General features: G+C 63.4%; 15 protein-coding genes. 6 read left to right on the forward strand and 9 right to left on the reverse strand.

Annotation, left to right across the window (positions count from 1 at the left end; all coding sequences use genetic code 11):
• Positions 1–8 precede the first annotated feature (8 nt).
• A complete protein-coding gene (gene lnt / locus ACL9RJ_RS12820) occupies positions 9–1,532 on the forward strand; it encodes an apolipoprotein N-acyltransferase (RefSeq protein ID WP_422765306.1) in 1,524 nt (507 codons plus the stop codon).
• A gap of 223 nt (positions 1,533–1,755) precedes the next feature.
• On the opposite strand, the gene ACL9RJ_RS12825 is transcribed toward lnt, so the two are convergent.
• Together ACL9RJ_RS12825 and ACL9RJ_RS12830 are read right to left on the reverse strand one after the other, a co-directional pair.
• Positions 1,756–2,517 (reverse strand): YdcF family protein, encoded by a 762-nt coding sequence (locus ACL9RJ_RS12825; RefSeq protein ID WP_017123362.1) that lies wholly within the window; start codon positions 2,515–2,517, stop codon positions 1,756–1,758.
• Between the two features lie 124 nt (positions 2,518–2,641).
• A complete protein-coding gene (locus ACL9RJ_RS12830) occupies positions 2,642–2,962 on the reverse strand; it encodes a hypothetical protein (protein WP_017123361.1) in 321 nt (106 codons plus the stop codon).
• 222 nt (positions 2,963–3,184) lie between these two features.
• Between ACL9RJ_RS12830 and leuS the strand changes: the two genes are divergently transcribed.
• The 5 genes from leuS (at position 3,185) to ACL9RJ_RS12855 (ending at position 9,204) form a co-directional block, all read left to right on the forward strand.
• Positions 3,185–5,791 carry a leucine--tRNA ligase gene (gene leuS / locus ACL9RJ_RS12835; RefSeq protein ID WP_422765308.1) on the forward strand — a complete coding sequence of 869 codons (2,607 nt, stop codon included), beginning with the start codon at positions 3,185–3,187 and terminating at the stop codon, positions 5,789–5,791.
• Positions 5,792–5,877: 86 nt separating this feature from the next.
• Entirely contained in the window at positions 5,878–6,483 is a 606-nt protein-coding gene (gene lptE / locus ACL9RJ_RS12840) for an LPS assembly lipoprotein LptE (RefSeq protein WP_042934385.1), read from the forward strand.
• Positions 6,484–6,523: 40 nt separating this feature from the next.
• Positions 6,524–7,561 carry a DNA polymerase III subunit delta gene (gene holA, locus ACL9RJ_RS12845; RefSeq protein ID WP_017123358.1) on the forward strand — a complete coding sequence of 346 codons (1,038 nt, stop codon included), beginning with the start codon at positions 6,524–6,526 and terminating at the stop codon, positions 7,559–7,561.
• A 92-nt stretch (positions 7,562–7,653) separates the two neighbouring features.
• Positions 7,654–7,815: an alternative ribosome rescue factor ArfA gene (gene arfA / locus ACL9RJ_RS12850; RefSeq protein WP_017123357.1), complete on the forward strand. Its 162-nt coding sequence runs from the start codon at positions 7,654–7,656 to the stop codon at positions 7,813–7,815.
• A 72-nt stretch (positions 7,816–7,887) separates the two neighbouring features.
• A complete protein-coding gene (locus tag ACL9RJ_RS12855; RefSeq protein WP_177083954.1) occupies positions 7,888–9,204 on the forward strand; it encodes a lytic murein transglycosylase in 1,317 nt (438 codons plus the stop codon).
• Between the two features lie 133 nt (positions 9,205–9,337).
• On the opposite strand, the gene ACL9RJ_RS12860 is transcribed toward ACL9RJ_RS12855, so the two are convergent.
• The 7 genes from ACL9RJ_RS12860 to mltB form a co-directional block, all read right to left on the reverse strand.
• Positions 9,338–10,294, reverse strand: a complete 957-nt coding sequence (locus tag ACL9RJ_RS12860; RefSeq protein WP_218643276.1) for a S66 peptidase family protein — start codon at positions 10,292–10,294, stop codon at positions 9,338–9,340.
• Positions 10,295–10,296: 2 nt separating this feature from the next.
• Positions 10,297–11,322 carry a lipoyl synthase gene (lipA, locus tag ACL9RJ_RS12865; RefSeq protein WP_042934203.1) on the reverse strand — a complete coding sequence of 342 codons (1,026 nt, stop codon included), beginning with the start codon at positions 11,320–11,322 and terminating at the stop codon, positions 10,297–10,299.
• Position 11,323: 1 nt separating this feature from the next.
• Positions 11,324–11,974, reverse strand: coding sequence for a lipoyl(octanoyl) transferase LipB (gene lipB / locus ACL9RJ_RS12870; protein ID WP_017123353.1), 651 nt, complete (start codon positions 11,972–11,974; stop codon positions 11,324–11,326).
• Complete coding sequence (locus tag ACL9RJ_RS12875) at positions 11,974–12,249, reverse strand: DUF493 domain-containing protein (protein WP_042934383.1); 276 nt, start codon at positions 12,247–12,249, stop codon at positions 11,974–11,976. The genes lipB and ACL9RJ_RS12875 overlap by 1 nt, the downstream gene beginning before the upstream one ends.
• Before the next feature lie 125 nt (positions 12,250–12,374).
• A complete protein-coding gene (locus tag ACL9RJ_RS12880) occupies positions 12,375–13,538 on the reverse strand; it encodes a D-alanyl-D-alanine carboxypeptidase family protein (RefSeq protein ID WP_017123351.1) in 1,164 nt (387 codons plus the stop codon).
• A 319-nt stretch (positions 13,539–13,857) separates the two neighbouring features.
• Positions 13,858–14,871 (reverse strand): septal ring lytic transglycosylase RlpA family protein, encoded by a 1,014-nt coding sequence (locus ACL9RJ_RS12885; protein WP_017123350.1) that lies wholly within the window; start codon positions 14,869–14,871, stop codon positions 13,858–13,860.
• Positions 14,871–15,881: a lytic murein transglycosylase B gene (gene mltB / locus ACL9RJ_RS12890; protein ID WP_042934202.1), complete on the reverse strand. Its 1,011-nt coding sequence runs from the start codon at positions 15,879–15,881 to the stop codon at positions 14,871–14,873. The genes ACL9RJ_RS12885 and mltB overlap by 1 nt, the downstream gene beginning before the upstream one ends.
• Between the last annotated feature and the right edge of the window lie 5 nt (positions 15,882–15,886).

Genomic DNA, 15,886 nt, shown 5'->3' on the forward strand with positions numbered 1-15,886 from the left:
GGATCCACATGCTGCGCTTAACCCGTCCCGGCTGGCCCGGTAATCTGCTGGCCGTGGTGGCTGGCGCACTGACCACCCTGGCCCTGGCGCCGTTCGACATCTGGCCGCTGGCACTGCTCGCGGTCGGTCTGTTCTATGCCGGCCTGCGCGAGCTTTCGCCACGCCAGGCGCTATGGCGCGGCTGGTGCTTCGGTTTCGGCCTGTTCGGCGCGGGCACCAGTTGGATCTACTACAGCATTCACCACTTCGGCGGCGCCTCGGTGCTGTTGGCGAGCATGCTGATGCTGCTGTTCACGGCCGCCATTGCCTGGTTTTTCGCCTTGCCCGCCTGGGTCTGGGCACGCTGGATTCGCCGCAATGAAGCACCACTGGCCGACGCGCTGGCCTTTGCCGCCCTGTGGGTGGCGCAAGAGGCCTTCCGCGGCTGGTTTCTCACCGGTTTTCCCTGGCTCTACTCCGGTTACAGCCAGCTCGACGGGCCACTCTCGAGCCTGGCACCGCTGGGCGGGGTGTGGCTGATTTCCTTTGCCCTGGCCCTCACCGCTGCCCTGCTGTACAACGCACCGCGCCTGTTCAAGACCGGGCGCAAGGCCTTTATCGCCATTGGCCTGGTGTTGCTGCTCGGCCCCTGGGCCATCGGCCTGGCGCTCAAGCACTACGCCTGGACCAGCCCGGCGGGCGAGCCGCTGAGCGTGGCGGCAATCCAGGGCAATATCGAACAAAGCATGAAGTGGGACCCCGAACAGCTCAATGCGCAGCTGGCCTTGTACCGCGACATGAGTTTCACGGCCAAGCGAGTCGACCTGCTGGTCTGGCCGGAAACCGCGGTGCCGGTACTGAAGGAGTCCGCCGAAGGCTACCTGTCGATGATGGGCAACTTCGCCGCCGACCGGCATACGGCACTGATCACCGGCGTGCCGATCCGCCAGGTCGTGCATAACGAAAAACGCTACTTCAACGGCATTACAGTCGTAGGCGAAGGCGATGGTATCTATCTCAAGCAGAAGCTGGTGCCGTTTGGCGAATACGTGCCGCTGCAGGATGTACTGCGCGGCCTGATCGCCTTCTTCGACCTGCCGATGTCCGACTTCGCCCGCGGCCCGGCCGACCAGGCGCTGCTGCAGGCCAAGGGCTACCAGATCGCCCCGTTCATCTGCTATGAAGTGGTGTACCCGGAGTTTGCCGCCAGCCTGTCGGCGCGCAGCGACCTGCTGCTGACCATCAGCAACGACACCTGGTTCGGCACTTCGATCGGCCCGCTGCAACACCTGCAGATGGCGCAGATGCGCGCCCTGGAAGCCGGGCGCTGGATGATTCGCGGCACCAACAACGGGGTGACCGCGCTGATCAACCCGTTCGGCCAGATCACCGCGCAGATTCCCCAGTTCGAACGGGGCATCCTCTACGGTGAAGTGGTGCCGATGCACAACCTGACGCCTTACCTGCAATGGCGCTCGTGGCCGCTGATCATCCTCTGCGGCCTGCTGTTCGGCTGGGCGCTGCTGGCCAGCCGGATCGCCAAGATCGTCTGAGCCTGACCCACTGTGGGAGCCGGCTTGCCGGCGATGGCGCCCGCGAGAGCAACGCAAGACTCACGGGCCTCATCGCCAGCAAGCCGGCTCCTACAAGGTTGACTTGATCGTTCCCACGCTCTGCGTGGGAATGCCTGTCAGGACGCTCTGCGTCCGCCTTTTTGACGCAGAGCGTCACGGGCTGCATTTCCACGCGGAGCGTGGGAACGATCGGGGAGTGATTTCAACGGTAAAACAGCTGGTAGCCAACCTGCCCCACCGCTTCATTGATCAACTGTCCGCTGCGCCAGATCGCCTTGAACTCCGGCAGCCAGCCGCCCAGCGGGCTGGCGTTGTCTCGTCCGAGAAAGCCGACCGGTGCCGGCACGACACTGAAGCCGGCCTTTTCAAAACTCCACACCGCCCGCGGCATATGGGCCGCATGGGTCACCACGACCACCCGCCGGATACCCAGCGGCGCCAGCAGCTCATGACTGAACTGGGCATTTTCCCAGGTGGTGGTGCTGCGCTCTTCCTGCCAGCGCACGGTCACGCCGGAATCGTCCAGCATCGACTGCGCCATCAGCGCCGCCTCGCTGGGTGGCGAACCGTAATGCAAACCACCACTGGTCAATACCGGCAGGCCCGAGGCCTTGGCCAGGCGCGCCGCGTAGCGCTGGCGCTCGAGGCCGATACCGGTGGGCTGGTCGCTGCCCCAGGCCGGATCGCCCCGCTCCCGCCCCGAGCCCAGCACCACGATCGCATCGGCCCGCTGCGCCAGGCCCGCCCATTCATCGCGCTGCAGGGGCGGCACGGTTTCCAGCACCCGCGCGGACCATTCGACCACCACCGGCAGGCTGATCAGCCAGAACCCTCCCAGTCCCAGGGCGAAACACAGCCCCGCCAGGCGTGGCCGGCGGCGACGAAACCACCAGGCAAGCGCCAGCAGCAGCAATAAGAGACCGGGCGGCAGGAGTAATTGTTTCAGGATGAAGCGAACAGGCATCGAGCACCTCCAGAAGATGCTCGAAGCCTAAGTGCATCAGGATCAATCAACAACATTCCAGATCCATGGCTTTCGAATACCAGCCAGGTCAACGACAGACAACAGGATGCAGCCGGGCAGATCCTCACTTGATCCGCAGTGACTTGAAGCGCGCCGAATAGAGCTTGGGCGCCCTGTCCTTCAGCCAGACAACCTCGGCCGAACGCACCCCTTCCTTCTGTTGCGCCACGGCTGTGGCCGACTCGGGCACGTCGCCACCGCTCAGGTCCAGGTAGGCCCTGATCAGCTCGAACTCGGCACGACTCAAGCCTCGTAACTCCAGCTCGGCAGGACGCTCGTCACGCAAGCGGACCGCCGTCCTTGCAGCGTCGAGGGCAAGCCCAAGACGCGTGATCAGACGCTCGTACAACTCGGGATTAGTTACATTTCGCTGCGACTCCACCATCCGTTCACCTCATTGAAGATAAGAATCACTCCCCCTCTATGAGCTTAGCGGTGCCCGGCCAACCGGCTGGCCGCCGCGACCAACGGCTTTTGTCGCGCAATCAGGGTTTCCCTCGATAGAGCGGCGTCATGTATGCTACGGCGCTTCCTGTAACTCCACTTCCAGCAGCACCCAGACGGTGCGTTGAAGAGGATTAGGCCACCCTTTCCAGTACAAGTAGCCATGCACGAACACTATCAGCCCCGTGAAATCGAAAACGCCGCCCAATCGTTCTGGGATGAGCAAAAGTCCTTTGAAGTCAGTGAACAGCCAGGCAAGGAGACTTACTATTGCCTGTCGATGTTCCCTTACCCCAGCGGCAAGCTACACATGGGGCACGTGCGCAACTACACCATCGGTGACGTGATCGCGCGCTATCAGCGCATGCAGGGCAAGAACGTCCTGCAACCGATGGGTTGGGACGCCTTCGGCATGCCGGCGGAAAACGCCGCGATGAAGAACAACGTCGCACCGGCCAAGTGGACCTACGAAAACATCGCCTACATGAAGACCCAGCTGCGCAGCCTGGGCCTGGCGGTGGACTGGTCCCGCGAAGTGACCACCTGCAAGCCGGACTACTACCGCTGGGAACAATGGCTGTTCACCCGCCTGTTCGAAAAAGGCGTGATCTACCGCAAGAACGGCACCGTCAACTGGGACCCGGTGGACCAGACCGTACTGGCCAACGAGCAAGTGATCGACGGCCGCGGCTGGCGTTCCGGCGCGCTGATCGAAAAGCGCGAAATCCCGATGTACTACTTCAAGATCACCGCCTACGCCGATGAGCTGCTGGAAAGCCTCGACGACCTGCCGGGCTGGCCCGAGCAAGTCAAGACCATGCAGCGCAACTGGATCGGCAAGTCCCGTGGCATGGAAGTGCAGTTCCCGTACGATGTCGCCTCCATTGGCGAAGCCGGCGCCCTGAAAGTCTTCACCACCCGTCCGGACACCCTGATGGGCGCGACCTATGTCGCGGTTGCCGCCGAACACCCGCTGGCGACCCAGGCCGCTCGCAACAACCCCGAACTGCAGGCCTTCATCGCCGAATGCAAGGGCGGCAGCGTGGCCGAAGCCGACGTCGCCACCCAGGAAAAGAAAGGCCTGCCGACCGGCCTGTTCGTCGAACACCCGCTGACCGGTGAGAAACTCCCGGTGTGGGTCGCCAACTACGTGCTGATGCACTACGGCGACGGTGCCGTGATGGCGGTTCCGGCTCACGACGAACGGGACTTCGAGTTCGCCACCAAGTACAACCTGCCGGTCAAGTCGGTGGTGCGCACCAGCTCGGGCGACACCAACCCGGCGCCCTGGCAGGACGCCTATGGCGAGCACGGCACGCTGATCAACTCCGGTGAATTCGACGGCCTGGACTTCGCCGGTGCGTTCGACGCCATCGAAGTCGCACTGATCAAGAAAAACCTCGGCGCCTCGCGCACCCAGTTCCGCCTGCGCGACTGGGGCATCAGCCGCCAGCGCTACTGGGGCTGCCCGATCCCGATCATCCATTGCGACACCTGCGGCGACGTTCCGGTACCGGAAGACCAACTGCCGGTGGTGCTGCCGGAAGACGTGGTGCCGGACGGCGCCGGTTCGCCGCTGGCGCGCATGCCCGAGTTCTACGAGTGCACCTGCCCGAAATGCGGCGCACCGGCCAAACGCGAAACCGACACCATGGACACCTTCGTCGAATCGTCCTGGTACTACGCTCGCTACGCCTCGCCTCACTACGAGGGTGGCCTGGTCGACCCGAAGGCCGCCGACCACTGGCTGCCGGTGGACCAGTACATCGGCGGTATCGAACACGCGATCCTGCACCTGCTCTACGCGCGCTTCTTCCACAAGCTGATGCGCGACGAAGGCCTGGTCAGTTCCAACGAGCCGTTCAAGAACCTGCTGACCCAGGGCATGGTGATCGCCGAGACCTACTACCGTCGCGAAGCCAATGGTGCCTACACCTGGTTCAACCCGGCGGACGTGGAGCTCGAGCGTGACAGCAAGGCCAAGGTCATCAGCGCCAGGCTGATCTCCGACGGTTTGCCGGTGGAGATCGGCGGCACCGAGAAGATGGCCAAGTCGAAGAACAACGGCGTCGACCCGCAGTCGATGATCGACCAGTTCGGCGCGGACACCTGCCGCCTGTTCATGATGTTCGCCTCGCCACCCGACATGAGCGCGGAATGGTCCGACTCGGGCGTCGAAGGTTCGCACCGTTTCCTCAAGCGCGTCTGGCGCCTGGCGCAGGCCCACGTTTCCCAGGGCCTGCCGGGCAAACTGGACGTCGCCGGCCTGAACGACGAGCAGAAAGCCATTCGCCGTTCGATCCACCTAGCCATCAAGCAGGCCAGCCACGACGTCGGCCAGAACCACAAATTCAACACCGCCATCGCCCAGGTGATGACGCTGATGAACGTGTTGGAAAAAGCCCCGCAAGACACCGCGCAGGATCGCGCCCTGATCCAGGAAGGCCTGGAAACCGTGACCCTGCTGCTGGCGCCGATCACCCCGCATATCTGCCACGAGCTGTGGCATCGCCTGGGTCACGCCGATCCGGTGATCGACGCCGGCTGGCCGGTGCAGGATGACAGCGCGCTGGTGCAGGACAGCCTGGTGCTGGTGATCCAGGTCAACGGCAAGCTGCGCGGCCAGATCGAAATGCCGGCCAGCGCCACTCGCGAAGAAATCGAAGCGGCGGCGCGGGTCAACGAAAACGTACTGCGCTTCATCGATGGCCTGACGATCCGCAAAGTGATCGTCGTGCCCGGCAAGCTGGTCAATATCGTCGCTAGCTAATTGGACCAGGTGCCCGTCCCGGACGAGCACCTTACAAGACTTCCGGGGTCGCAGTGTCGACCCACGGTTTCAAGGGGAGCAACAAGATGATCAAACGCAATCTGCTGGTAATGGGCCTTGCAGTGCTGCTGAGCGCATGCGGCTTCCAGCTGCGCGGCACCGGCAATACCGAACTGACGATCAAGGAACTGTCGGTCAGCGCCCGCAACGCCTACGGTGACACGGTCAAGCAGTTGACCCAGGTCCTGGAGCACAGCGGCGTCAAGGTCTACAACGGCGCGCCCTACAAGCTGATCCTGACCAGTGAACAGGAAACCCAGCGGGCAGCCAGCTACAGCGGCTCGGGCCGTACCGCCGAGTACGAACTCAACACCGTGCTGACCTATGAAATCCATGGCGACAAGGACCTGACACTGCTGGGCGGCAAGCTGGAAGTGCAGAAGTACTACGTGCACGACGGCAACAACATCACCGGCGGCGACGCCGAGGCCGAGCAGCTGCGCAAGGAAATGCGTCGTGACCTGGTACAGCAGATGGTCATCCGCCTGCAACTGCTGACCCCGGAACAACTCGACGGCCTGCAGCAAACTGCCGATGCCAAGGCCAAGGCGGATGCCGACGCCCTGGAAGCCGCGCGCAAGTACGAAGAGTCGATACCGAAGCAATCACCTCTGGAACTGCCGCAGCAGTAAGCCGGACGGGGCGCCCCAGGCGCCCCGCCGCTATCCGCCTATGAAACTCGCCCCCGCCCAACTCGCCAAACACCTGCAAGGCAGCCTCGCGCCCGTCTACATCATCAGCGGCGACGATCCGTTGCTGTGCCAGGAAGCCGCCGACGCCATTCGCGCCGCCGCGCGCCAGCAAGGCTTCGACGAACGCCAGGTGTTCAGCGCCGACGCCAACTTCGACTGGGGCACGCTGCTGCAAGCCGGTGCCAGCATGTCGTTGTTCGCGCAAAAGCGCCTGCTGGAACTGCGCCTGCCCTCGGGCAAGCCCGGCGACAAGGGTGCCGCCGCCCTGATGGAATATTGCGGCCGGCCGGCCGAGGACACCCTGCTGCTGATCAGCCTGCCCAAGCTCGATGGCAGCGCGCAGAAAACCAAGTGGGGCAAGGCCCTGGTCGAAGGCCAGCAGACCCAGTTCATCCAGATCTGGCCGGTGGACGCCAACCAGTTGCCGCAATGGATTCGCCAGCGTCTCTCGCAAGCCGGGCTGTCCGCGCAGCAGGATGCGGTGGAGCTGATTGCCGCGCGGGTCGAAGGTAACCTGCTGGCGGCGGCCCAGGAAATCGAAAAGCTCAAGCTGATGGCCGAGGGCGGCCAGATCACCGTCGAAACGGTGCAGGCCGCAGTGGCCGACAGCGCCCGTTTCGACGTGTTCGGACTGGTCGATGCCGTGCTCAATGGCGAATCGGCCCATGCCCTGCGCATGCTGGAAGGCTTGCGCGGCGAAGGGGTCGAGCCGCCGGTGATTCTCTGGGCCCTGGCCCGGGAACTGCGGCTGCTCGCCAGCCTGTCCCAGCAGTACAGCCAGGGCGTGCCGCTGGACAAGGCGTTCAGCCAGGCCCGGCCACCGGTCTGGGACAAACGCAAGCCGCTGATGAGCAAGGCCCTGCAACGGCATTCGGCACAACGCTGGAGCCAGCTGCTGATGGACGCCCAGCGGGTCGATGCGCAAATCAAGGGACAGGCCGCCGGTTCGCCCTGGAGCAGCCTGAGCCGTCTCAGCCTGCTGATGTGTGGGCAACGGCTGGCATTGCCGCCGGAATAACCCCGCGCCGCGAGCATCACCCTACCCACTGGACAGGCAACCCCATCTGCCCGATCATTCGCACTCTTCACCCAACCCGAGAGTGCACCCTCATGAGCAAGCCGTCCCGGCGCCGTCCCAACAAGGCCAAATCGATCATCGCCCAGCCACTGTTCCGCAGCCGTCAGGAACAACCCGCCAAGGGCAAAGGCAGCTACCGCCGCGAAGCCTTCCAGTCTAAAAGCTGGGAGGCTTCTGACTTTCTGGCCGCGTAAAAGTGTCATCACGACCTGCACCCCTCTGGCGTGATAAGGTCAGCACCTGATTCGCATTCTCCGGACCCGCGCATGCCCTTTAGTCTCACCCTCCGTTGGCCGTTGCGCCGACTGTTCGCCGCCACCAGCTTCATCCTGCTCGTCGCCTGTGCGGAAAAGCCCACCGCCGCCGACGCCCAGCCGCTCCAGACCTTGCCCGCGGCCCCTGCTCCCGTCCCTGCGCCACAGCCCGCCAGCGACGAGTTGAGCATCCAGCCCGCCCAGAGTTTCGATGACTGGCAAGCCGCCTTCCGCGCCGAAGCCTTGCGCGCCGGTATCACGGCGAGCACCTTCGACACCGCCTTTGCCGGCGTCACCCCGGACATGAGCGTGATCAAGGCCGATCGCAGCCAGCCGGAATTCACCCGCCCCGTATGGGAATACCTCGACGGCGCACTCTCGGCGCTGCGCGTGCGCAAGGGCCAGTCGCTGCTGGTCCAGAACAGCGCCCTGCTGCAAAGCATCGAACAACGTTACGGCGTCGACCGGGAAGCCCTGGTCGCCGTGTGGGGCATGGAAAGCAATTTCGGCCAGTTCCAGGGCGACAAGTCGGTGATCCGCTCGCTGGCGACCCTGGCCTACGAAGGCCGTCGCCCCGGTTTCGCCCAGAGCCAGTTGCTCGCGGCGCTGCAGATCATCCAGCACGGCGACATCCTGCCCGGGCAGATGCTCGGCTCCTGGGCCGGAGCCATGGGCCAGACCCAGTTTATCCCGACCACCTACAACACCTATGCCGTGGACTTCGATGGGGACGGTCGCCGCGACATCTGGAACGACTCCGCCGACGCCCTGGCCTCGACCGCCAACTACCTGCAAAGCTCCGGCTGGCAGAAAGGCCAGCCCTGGGGATTCGAAGTCACGCTGCCGACCGGCTTCGACTACGCCCTGGCGGACGGTGCCATCCGCAAGCCGGTGAGCGAGTGGCTGCAGATGGGCGTGCAGCTCCCTCCAGGGGTCGCCCTGCCCTATGGCGCCGCGCCGCTGTCGGCCTCGCTGCTGCTGCCGGCAGGCTATCGTGGACCGGGTTTCCTGGTGCTCGACAACTTCCGCGCCATTCTCAAGTACAACAATTCATCGTCCTATGGCCTGGCCGTCGGCCTGCTGTCCCAGCGTTTCAATAGCGGTGGCGTGATTCGCGGGAGCTGGCCGAAAGACGACCTGCCGCTGAGTCGCAGCGAGCGGATGGAATTGCAGACGGTGCTCAGCGCCAATGGCCACGACGCGGGCAATCCCGACGGGATCATCGGAGCCAATACCCGCAAGGCGATCCGCAGCGCACAGCAGTCGCTGGGCTGGCCGGCGGATGGGTATCCGACCCACAAGCTGCTGGAGAGCTTGCGCAACCGATAGATCCGCCGGAGCCCTCAAGACCGCCAAAAGCTTCGGGGGCAAGCCCCCTCCCACAGGTATTGCAAGGACCGCAATACCCGGTACCACTCGAACACCGTGGGAGCGGGCCGGGCGGCTGAACAGGCGAGCGGACTTACGCGATCAGCACCACGTCCTGCTCCAGGACAAGCTGCCGGGCATCGGCATCCAGGCGCACCTGAGCCCCCAACGGCAGCGTCAGGTTCGGGTCGCAATGTCCGCTGCGCCACCCCGCCAGCACCGGAATCCCCAAGGGCGCCAGCTCCTGCGTGAGCAGGCGCGTCAGCGCATCGCGGTCGACACCGGCGAAATCCCCCACCAGCACGCCCCTGAGGCCTTCCAGCTTGCCGGCCAGGCGCAGGTGGGTCAGCAGCCGATCAACCCGGTACAGCGGCTCGTTGACGTCCTCGATCAGCAGGATCAAGCCATGGGTGTCGATTTCATAGGGCGTGCCCAACGTAGCGCAGATCAACGACAGGTTGCCGCCTTGCAGACGTCCCGAGGCGGCGCCCGGAACAACGGTGGTCAGCGGGAACGCGGCGGGATGCTCGAACAGGCTACCGGCGCGCACCTGCCCGGTCAGCAGGTTGAATAACGAGGATTCGGTCGGCGGCAGTTTGTCCCCGAGCAGATCCGCATTGAACAGCGGCCCGTGAAAGGTCATGAACCCCGCGTAACGGGCGATCGCCAGATGCAGCGCGGTGATGTCGCTGTAGCCGACCAAGGGTTTTGGATGTTTTTTGAGCAATTCGAAATCAATAGCGTCCAGCAGGCGCGGGCAACCGTAGCCGCCACGCAGGCAGAGGATCACATCGATTTCAGGATCAGCAAAGGCATCGTGCAAGTCCCGCAAGCGGACCTCATCGCTGCCGGCCAGGTAACCGTCCCGTTGCGAGACACCCGGAAATATCCGCAGCCCATAGCCACGGGCTTGCGCCCACTGCTTTGCCTTCAGCGGATCAAGGGCCGCCGGACCGGCCGGGGCGATCAAACCGATCACCCCGCCCTGACGTAGCGCCGGCACCGCGCTCTGGACCTGACAAGAAGCCTGCACGGGTCGACGACGGTTCAAGGTTACGCTCCGATCAGCTCTGCCTTGACCAGCTTGGCCTGCTCGTCGGCGTGATACGAGGAACGTACCAGCGGGCCCGAGGCAACGTTCTTGAAGCCCATCTTGTAACCTTCCTCGGCGAACCAGGCGAAGGTGTCCGGGTGCACGAAACGCTGCACCGGCAGGTGGCTGCGGGACGGTTGCAGGTACTGGCCGAGGGTCAGCATGTCGATGTCGTGTTCGCGCATGCGCTTCATGACTTCGATGACTTCGTCGTCGGTCTCGCCCAGGCCGAGCATCAGGCCGGACTTGGTCGGAATGTGCGGCATCATCTGCTTGAAGCGTTGCAGCAGGGTCAGCGACCACTGGTAGTCCGAGCCCGGACGCGCGGCCTTGTACAGGCGCGGTACGGTTTCCAGGTTGTGGTTGAACACATCCGGCGGCTCGGCGGCGGTGATTTCCAGCGCGATGTCCATGCGTCCACGGTAGTCCGGGACCAGGGTCTCGAGCTGCACGTTCGGCGACAGCTTGCGGATCTCGCGGATGCAGTCGGCGAAGTGCTGGGCACCGCCGTCACGCAGGTCGTCGCGGTCCACGGAGGTGATGACCACATACTTCAGGCGCAGGTCGGCGATGGCGATGGCCAGGCTTTCCGGCTCGTTGACATCCAAGGGCTTCGGCCGACCGTGGCCGACGTCGCAGAACGGGCAACGACGGGTGCAGATATCGCCCATGATCATGAAGGTCGCGGTGCCGCCGCTGAAACACTCGCCCAGGTTCGGGCAGGAAGCCTCTTCACAGACGCTGTGCAGCTTGTGCTTGCGCAGCAATTGCTTGATGCGGTCGACTTCCGGCGATACCGGGATGCGTACGCGAATCCAGTCCGGCTTCTTCGGCAGCTCGGTGGTCGGGATGATCTTCACCGGAATCCGCGCCACCTTCTCGGCGCCACGCAGCTTGACGCCGGTTTCGACTTTCGCACGGGCCGGACGCTCGGAAACATCCAGCGCCGGGATCAGGGTTTGCACAGCGTCTTGCGCAGTAGTCATATCAATCGATTCCGCCCGTTAGGGTCGTCTGCTCAGCATAGTCGAGGTGTTTGACGAGCTGCGCGCGCAGCCGGGCACTTACCTCGGCAAATTCAATCGGTCCTGTGTGGTCACGCAGCTGGGTCATCGCCAGCCCAGCATAACCGCAGGGGTTAATCCGCCGAAACGGCTCCAGATCCATGTCGACGTTCAACGCCAGGCCATGGAAGGAACAACCGTTGCGAATCCGCAGGCCCAGGGAGGCGATTTTCGCGCCGTTGACATACACCCCGGGGGCGTCGGCCCTGGCTTCGGCATCCACACCGTAGCTGGCCAGCAATTCGATCAGGCAGCGCTCCATCCGGCTGACCAGTTCGCGCACGCCAAAACCCAGGCGGCGAACGTCCAGCAACAGATAGGCCACCAGTTGGCCAGGCCCATGATATGTCACTTGGCCGCCGCGATCGACCTTGACCACCGGAATATCGCCCGGCAGCAGCAGATGCTCGGCCTTGCCGGCCTGGCCCTGGGTGAAGACCGACGGGTGCTGCACCAGCCAGACTTCATCAGGAAATTCCGCGGACTTGCGTCCATCGGTGAATCGCTGCATGGCATGCCACACCGGCTCGTAAGGGGTCTGGCCGAGCTCGCGAAAGCCCAACACGCCCGCCATCACAGCACCATGTGTACGAAGCCGGTGGCCCGCAACTCGCTGTTGATGTTGTACAGCTGGTCCTGGTCGGTGGCCACGATGTGCAGCTGGATCGTGGTGTACTTGCCGTTGGTGCTCTGGCGTTCGTCCACCCGGTTGTCGTTGATCGTCGCGTGTTTCCTGACGATCTCGACGATCTTGTCCTTGTTGCCCACACCCGTGTCACTGATCACCTTGACCGGATAGTCGGTGACGGGGAATTCGATTTTCGGCGCTTTTACTTCAGTGTCTGTCATGACAATAACGGCCTCGTAAGCCCAGGCAACGGACATACCTCGCGCCCGGGTCAGGCGCGAGGTACGTAAATCGACACTATTGGTTCAAATTGCTACGTGTTCAAACTGCTGCAGTTCAAGGTGCTTCAGTTGAACATGCCGTAGAAGAACATGCGGATGCTATCCCACAGGCGACGGAAGATACCACCTTCCTCGACCGCTTCCAGCGCGATCAGATCGGCACTGTGAACGACCTTGTCATCCAGTTTGACTTCCACTTTACCGATCACGTCACCCTTGGCGATAGGAGCGACCAGTTTCGGGTTGATGGTCATGCTGGCGGCAAGCTTCTTCAGCTGGCCTTTAGGCATGGTCATGGTCAGGTCTTCGGCCAGACCGGCCTTGATCTGGTGGGTGGTGCCTTTCCAGACCGGGGCCTGGGCCAGTTCGGTGCCCTTCTGGTAGAAGGTCTGGGTTTCGAAGAAGCGGAAACCGTAGGTCAGCAGCTTCTGGGTCTCGGCCGCACGGGCCGATTCACTGTTGGTACCGAACACCACCGCGATCAGGCGCTGGCCGTCACGGACCGCCGAGGACACCATGCAGTAGCCGGCTTCTTCGGTGTGACCGGTTTTCAGACCGTCGACGGTCTTGTCACGCCACAGCAGCAGGTTGCGGTTCGGCTGCTTGATGCCGTTCCAGAAGAATTCCTTCTGCGAGTAGATCGCGTAGTGCACCGGGTCGACACGGATGATCGCGCGGGCCAGCAGCGCCATGTCGTGAGCCGACGAGTAGTGCTCCGGGTTCGGCAGGCCGGTCGGGTTCATGAAGTGGCTGTTGCTCATGCCCAGGTCGCCGGCGGTCTTGTTCATCATGTCGGCAAAGGCGTCTTCGCTGCCGGCGATGTGCTCGGACAGCGCCACGCTGGCGTCGTTGCCGGACTGGATGATGATCCCGTGCAGCAGATCGCTGACGGTGACCTGCGAGCCGACCTTGATGAACATCCGCGAACCGCCGGTACGCCAGGCGTTCTCGCTGACCGTCACCGGATCGTTTTCGCCGATCTGGCCACGACGGATTTCCAGGGTCGCGATGTAGGCGGTCATCAGCTTGGTCAGGCTGGCCGGTGGCAGGCGCTGGTCGCCGTTGTTCTCGACCAGCACGTTGCCGCTGGCGGCATCCATGAGCACATAGGCTTTGGCGGCGAGTTGCGGCGAAGCCGGCAAGGCCATGTCATCGGCGGCCCAGGCAGCGGGCGCAATGATCAACGGCACAAGCAGGCACAAACGTTTGGCAAAGGTGGTGATGTTCATCCGTCTCTCGAAATCGCTAATGGAAACTTGCCCTTGCGGACAAAACTAATCAGACAGCCAACGGCTGCCCCGTGTTAGGTTGCTCGCTCCACCACCCTTTTATCAGGGCGCATGAAAACTGCTGCGCTCGGTAATACGGCGTTAAAATCAGGCCCAGAATGCTCATTTACAGCAGTAAACTGCGCTTCCTCGCCTGCTTTTGCCTTGTCTTGCCTTCGCTCGCTACGTTTTCAAGCGCCCTTGAGGCTTTTATTATCAGACGAACCAACAACCAGGACCCGGCCCTTCGGATGCGGCCGAATCCACAATTGTGCCTGTGTTATTCCGACGTCACCAGACTTGGCGAGCCGAGATTGGCCAGGCGGACGCTGTTCTGTACCTGCTGCACTTCATCCGGCGTGCCGATCGGCCCCATCCGGACCCGATGCAGCGTCTGCTGGTTGCGCACGATCGAACTGACGAACACCGGCGCCTTGACCATCGAGCTTAGCTTCGATCGCAGCAGTTCGGCAGCGTCCGGGTTCGCGAAGGCGCCCACCTGGAGATACTGGCCAGAGGCTGGTACAGAACCGTTTTTTTTTGCATCGGCCTGTACAGGGACAACGTCGGTCGCGTGTTGTTGCGGCGGCGGAGTCCATTGCTCGATGGTCCCGGTGGACGCGGTCAGGGCCGGTGCAGGAGCCTGCGCGACTTGCGGCTCATTGAGCATCAGCGGCGCCGGGCGACCGCGCTGGGCCCACCATTGCTGCGGATCGATACCTTCGACCTTGACCCGCGCGGTGCCGATCTCGGCGTAGCCGAGCTTCTTGGCGGCGGCGTAGGACAGGTCGATGATCCGGTCCGAATAGAACGGCCCGCGGTCGTTCACCCGCAGGATCACGCTGCGATTGTTGTCCAGGTTGGTCACCCGCACATAGCTGGGCAGCGGCAGGGTCTTGTGCGCGGCACTCATGCCGTAGAGGTCGTAGACCTCGCCGTTGGCGGTGTTCTGGCCATGGAACTTGGTGCCGTACCACGAGGCCGTGCCCTGGGCGACATAGTTTTTCGAGTCCGGCAGCGGGAAGTAGGTCTTGCCCAGCACGGTGTAGGGGTTGGCCTTGTAGGCACCGGTATGCAGGGTCGGCGTGGCATCGGGAATCCGCGACACATCCACGTCCCACCACGGCGCGCCGTCCTTGTGGGCCCGGTTGATATCCAGCCCCGGCTTGGCGCGGATGGCATTGGAAGACGACGACTGGTAAGGCGAGCGGCTGGTCGAACAACTGACCACCAGCACCGCCAACGCGGTGTAAGCCAGCAGTTTCAGTGGTTTTTGAATCGGCAAAGCCTGCATTACTTGACGCCCCGTGCTTGGACCAACAGGTCAGACAGCTGATGCACGGCCATGGCGTACATTACGCTGCGGTTATAGCGCGTGATCGCATAAAAATTCTTCAGGCCCATCCAGTATTCAGGGCCATTGTCGCCTTCCAGGCGAAATGCCGTGACCGGCATATCATCGCGCAGCGCATCATGACTCGACCAGCCCAGCGCCCGCAACTCCCCAACGGTCTTCACCGGGTCGATACCCGGGCTCAAACCCTGGTCGACCAGGTCGCCGCGCACGTCGGCGCGACTCACCACCGGCTCGCCGGCCACCCAGCCATGACGCTTGAAGTAGCTGGCAACGCTGCCGATGGCATCGTCGGCGTTGGTCCAGATATTGATATGGCCGGTGCCGTCGAAGTCCACCGCATAGGCGCGGAAACTGCTCGGCATGAACTGCGGCAGGCCCATGGCGCCGGCGTAGGAACCCTTGAGACTGAGGGGATCGAGCTGTTCCTCGCGGGCCAGCAGGAGGAACTCGCGCAGCTCCTTGCGGAAAAACTCGGCGCGGGGCGGATAATCGAACCCCAGGGTCGACAAGGCATCGATCACCCGGTAGTTGCCGGTGTTGCGACCAAAGAAGGTTTCCACGCCGATGATGGACACGATCACCTGGGCCGGCACACCGTATTCCTGCTCGGCGCGGGCCAGGGCCGCCTCATGCTGGCGCCAGAAGTCGACACCGCGGGCAACCCGGGCATCGGTGAGGAACATCGGCCGGTATTCCTTCCACGGCTTGACCCGCTCGGCCGGGCGGGAAATCGCATCGAGAATGCTCTGCTTGCGCTCGGCCTGGCGGAACACCTCCATCAGCTGTTCGCCGGCGAAACCGTAGTCGCGGGTCATTTCACCGACGAACTCGGCCACTTGCGGTGATCCTTCGTAATCACCGGCCAGCGCACTCTGCGCCGCCCCCAGGCAGCCGACAAGGCTCATCCATGGAGCGCATCGAGCCGCCCAGCCGCGCATCACTTGCATTGAAT

This window comes from Pseudomonas sp. Mn2068 (genome assembly GCF_049319725.1).
GTDB lineage: Bacteria > Pseudomonadota > Gammaproteobacteria > Pseudomonadales > Pseudomonadaceae > Aquipseudomonas > Aquipseudomonas gingeri.

Excerpts from the sequence above, each read along its gene's own strand:
- lnt (WP_422765306.1), top strand. The coding sequence starts at position 9 with ATGCTGCGCTTAACCCGTCCCGGCTGGCCCGGTAATCTGCTGGCCGTG.
- ACL9RJ_RS12825 (WP_017123362.1), bottom strand. The coding sequence starts at position 2,517 with ATGCCTGTTCGCTTCATCCTGAAACAATTACTCCTGCCGCCCGGTCTC.
- ACL9RJ_RS12830 (WP_017123361.1), bottom strand. The coding sequence starts at position 2,962 with ATGGTGGAGTCGCAGCGAAATGTAACTAATCCCGAGTTGTACGAGCGT.
- leuS (WP_422765308.1), top strand. The coding sequence starts at position 3,185 with ATGCACGAACACTATCAGCCCCGTGAAATCGAAAACGCCGCCCAATCG.
- lptE (WP_042934385.1), top strand. The coding sequence starts at position 5,878 with ATGATCAAACGCAATCTGCTGGTAATGGGCCTTGCAGTGCTGCTGAGC.
- holA (WP_017123358.1), top strand. The coding sequence starts at position 6,524 with ATGAAACTCGCCCCCGCCCAACTCGCCAAACACCTGCAAGGCAGCCTC.
- arfA (WP_017123357.1), top strand. The coding sequence starts at position 7,654 with ATGAGCAAGCCGTCCCGGCGCCGTCCCAACAAGGCCAAATCGATCATC.
- ACL9RJ_RS12855 (WP_177083954.1), top strand. The coding sequence starts at position 7,888 with ATGCCCTTTAGTCTCACCCTCCGTTGGCCGTTGCGCCGACTGTTCGCC.
- lipA (WP_042934203.1), bottom strand. The coding sequence starts at position 11,322 with ATGACTACTGCGCAAGACGCTGTGCAAACCCTGATCCCGGCGCTGGAT.
- lipB (WP_017123353.1), bottom strand. The coding sequence starts at position 11,974 with ATGGCGGGCGTGTTGGGCTTTCGCGAGCTCGGCCAGACCCCTTACGAG.
- ACL9RJ_RS12875 (WP_042934383.1), bottom strand. The coding sequence starts at position 12,249 with ATGACAGACACTGAAGTAAAAGCGCCGAAAATCGAATTCCCCGTCACC.
- ACL9RJ_RS12880 (WP_017123351.1), bottom strand. The coding sequence starts at position 13,538 with ATGAACATCACCACCTTTGCCAAACGTTTGTGCCTGCTTGTGCCGTTG.
- ACL9RJ_RS12885 (WP_017123350.1), bottom strand. The coding sequence starts at position 14,871 with ATGCAGGCTTTGCCGATTCAAAAACCACTGAAACTGCTGGCTTACACC.
- mltB (WP_042934202.1), bottom strand. The coding sequence starts at position 15,881 with ATGCAAGTGATGCGCGGCTGGGCGGCTCGATGCGCTCCATGGATGAGC.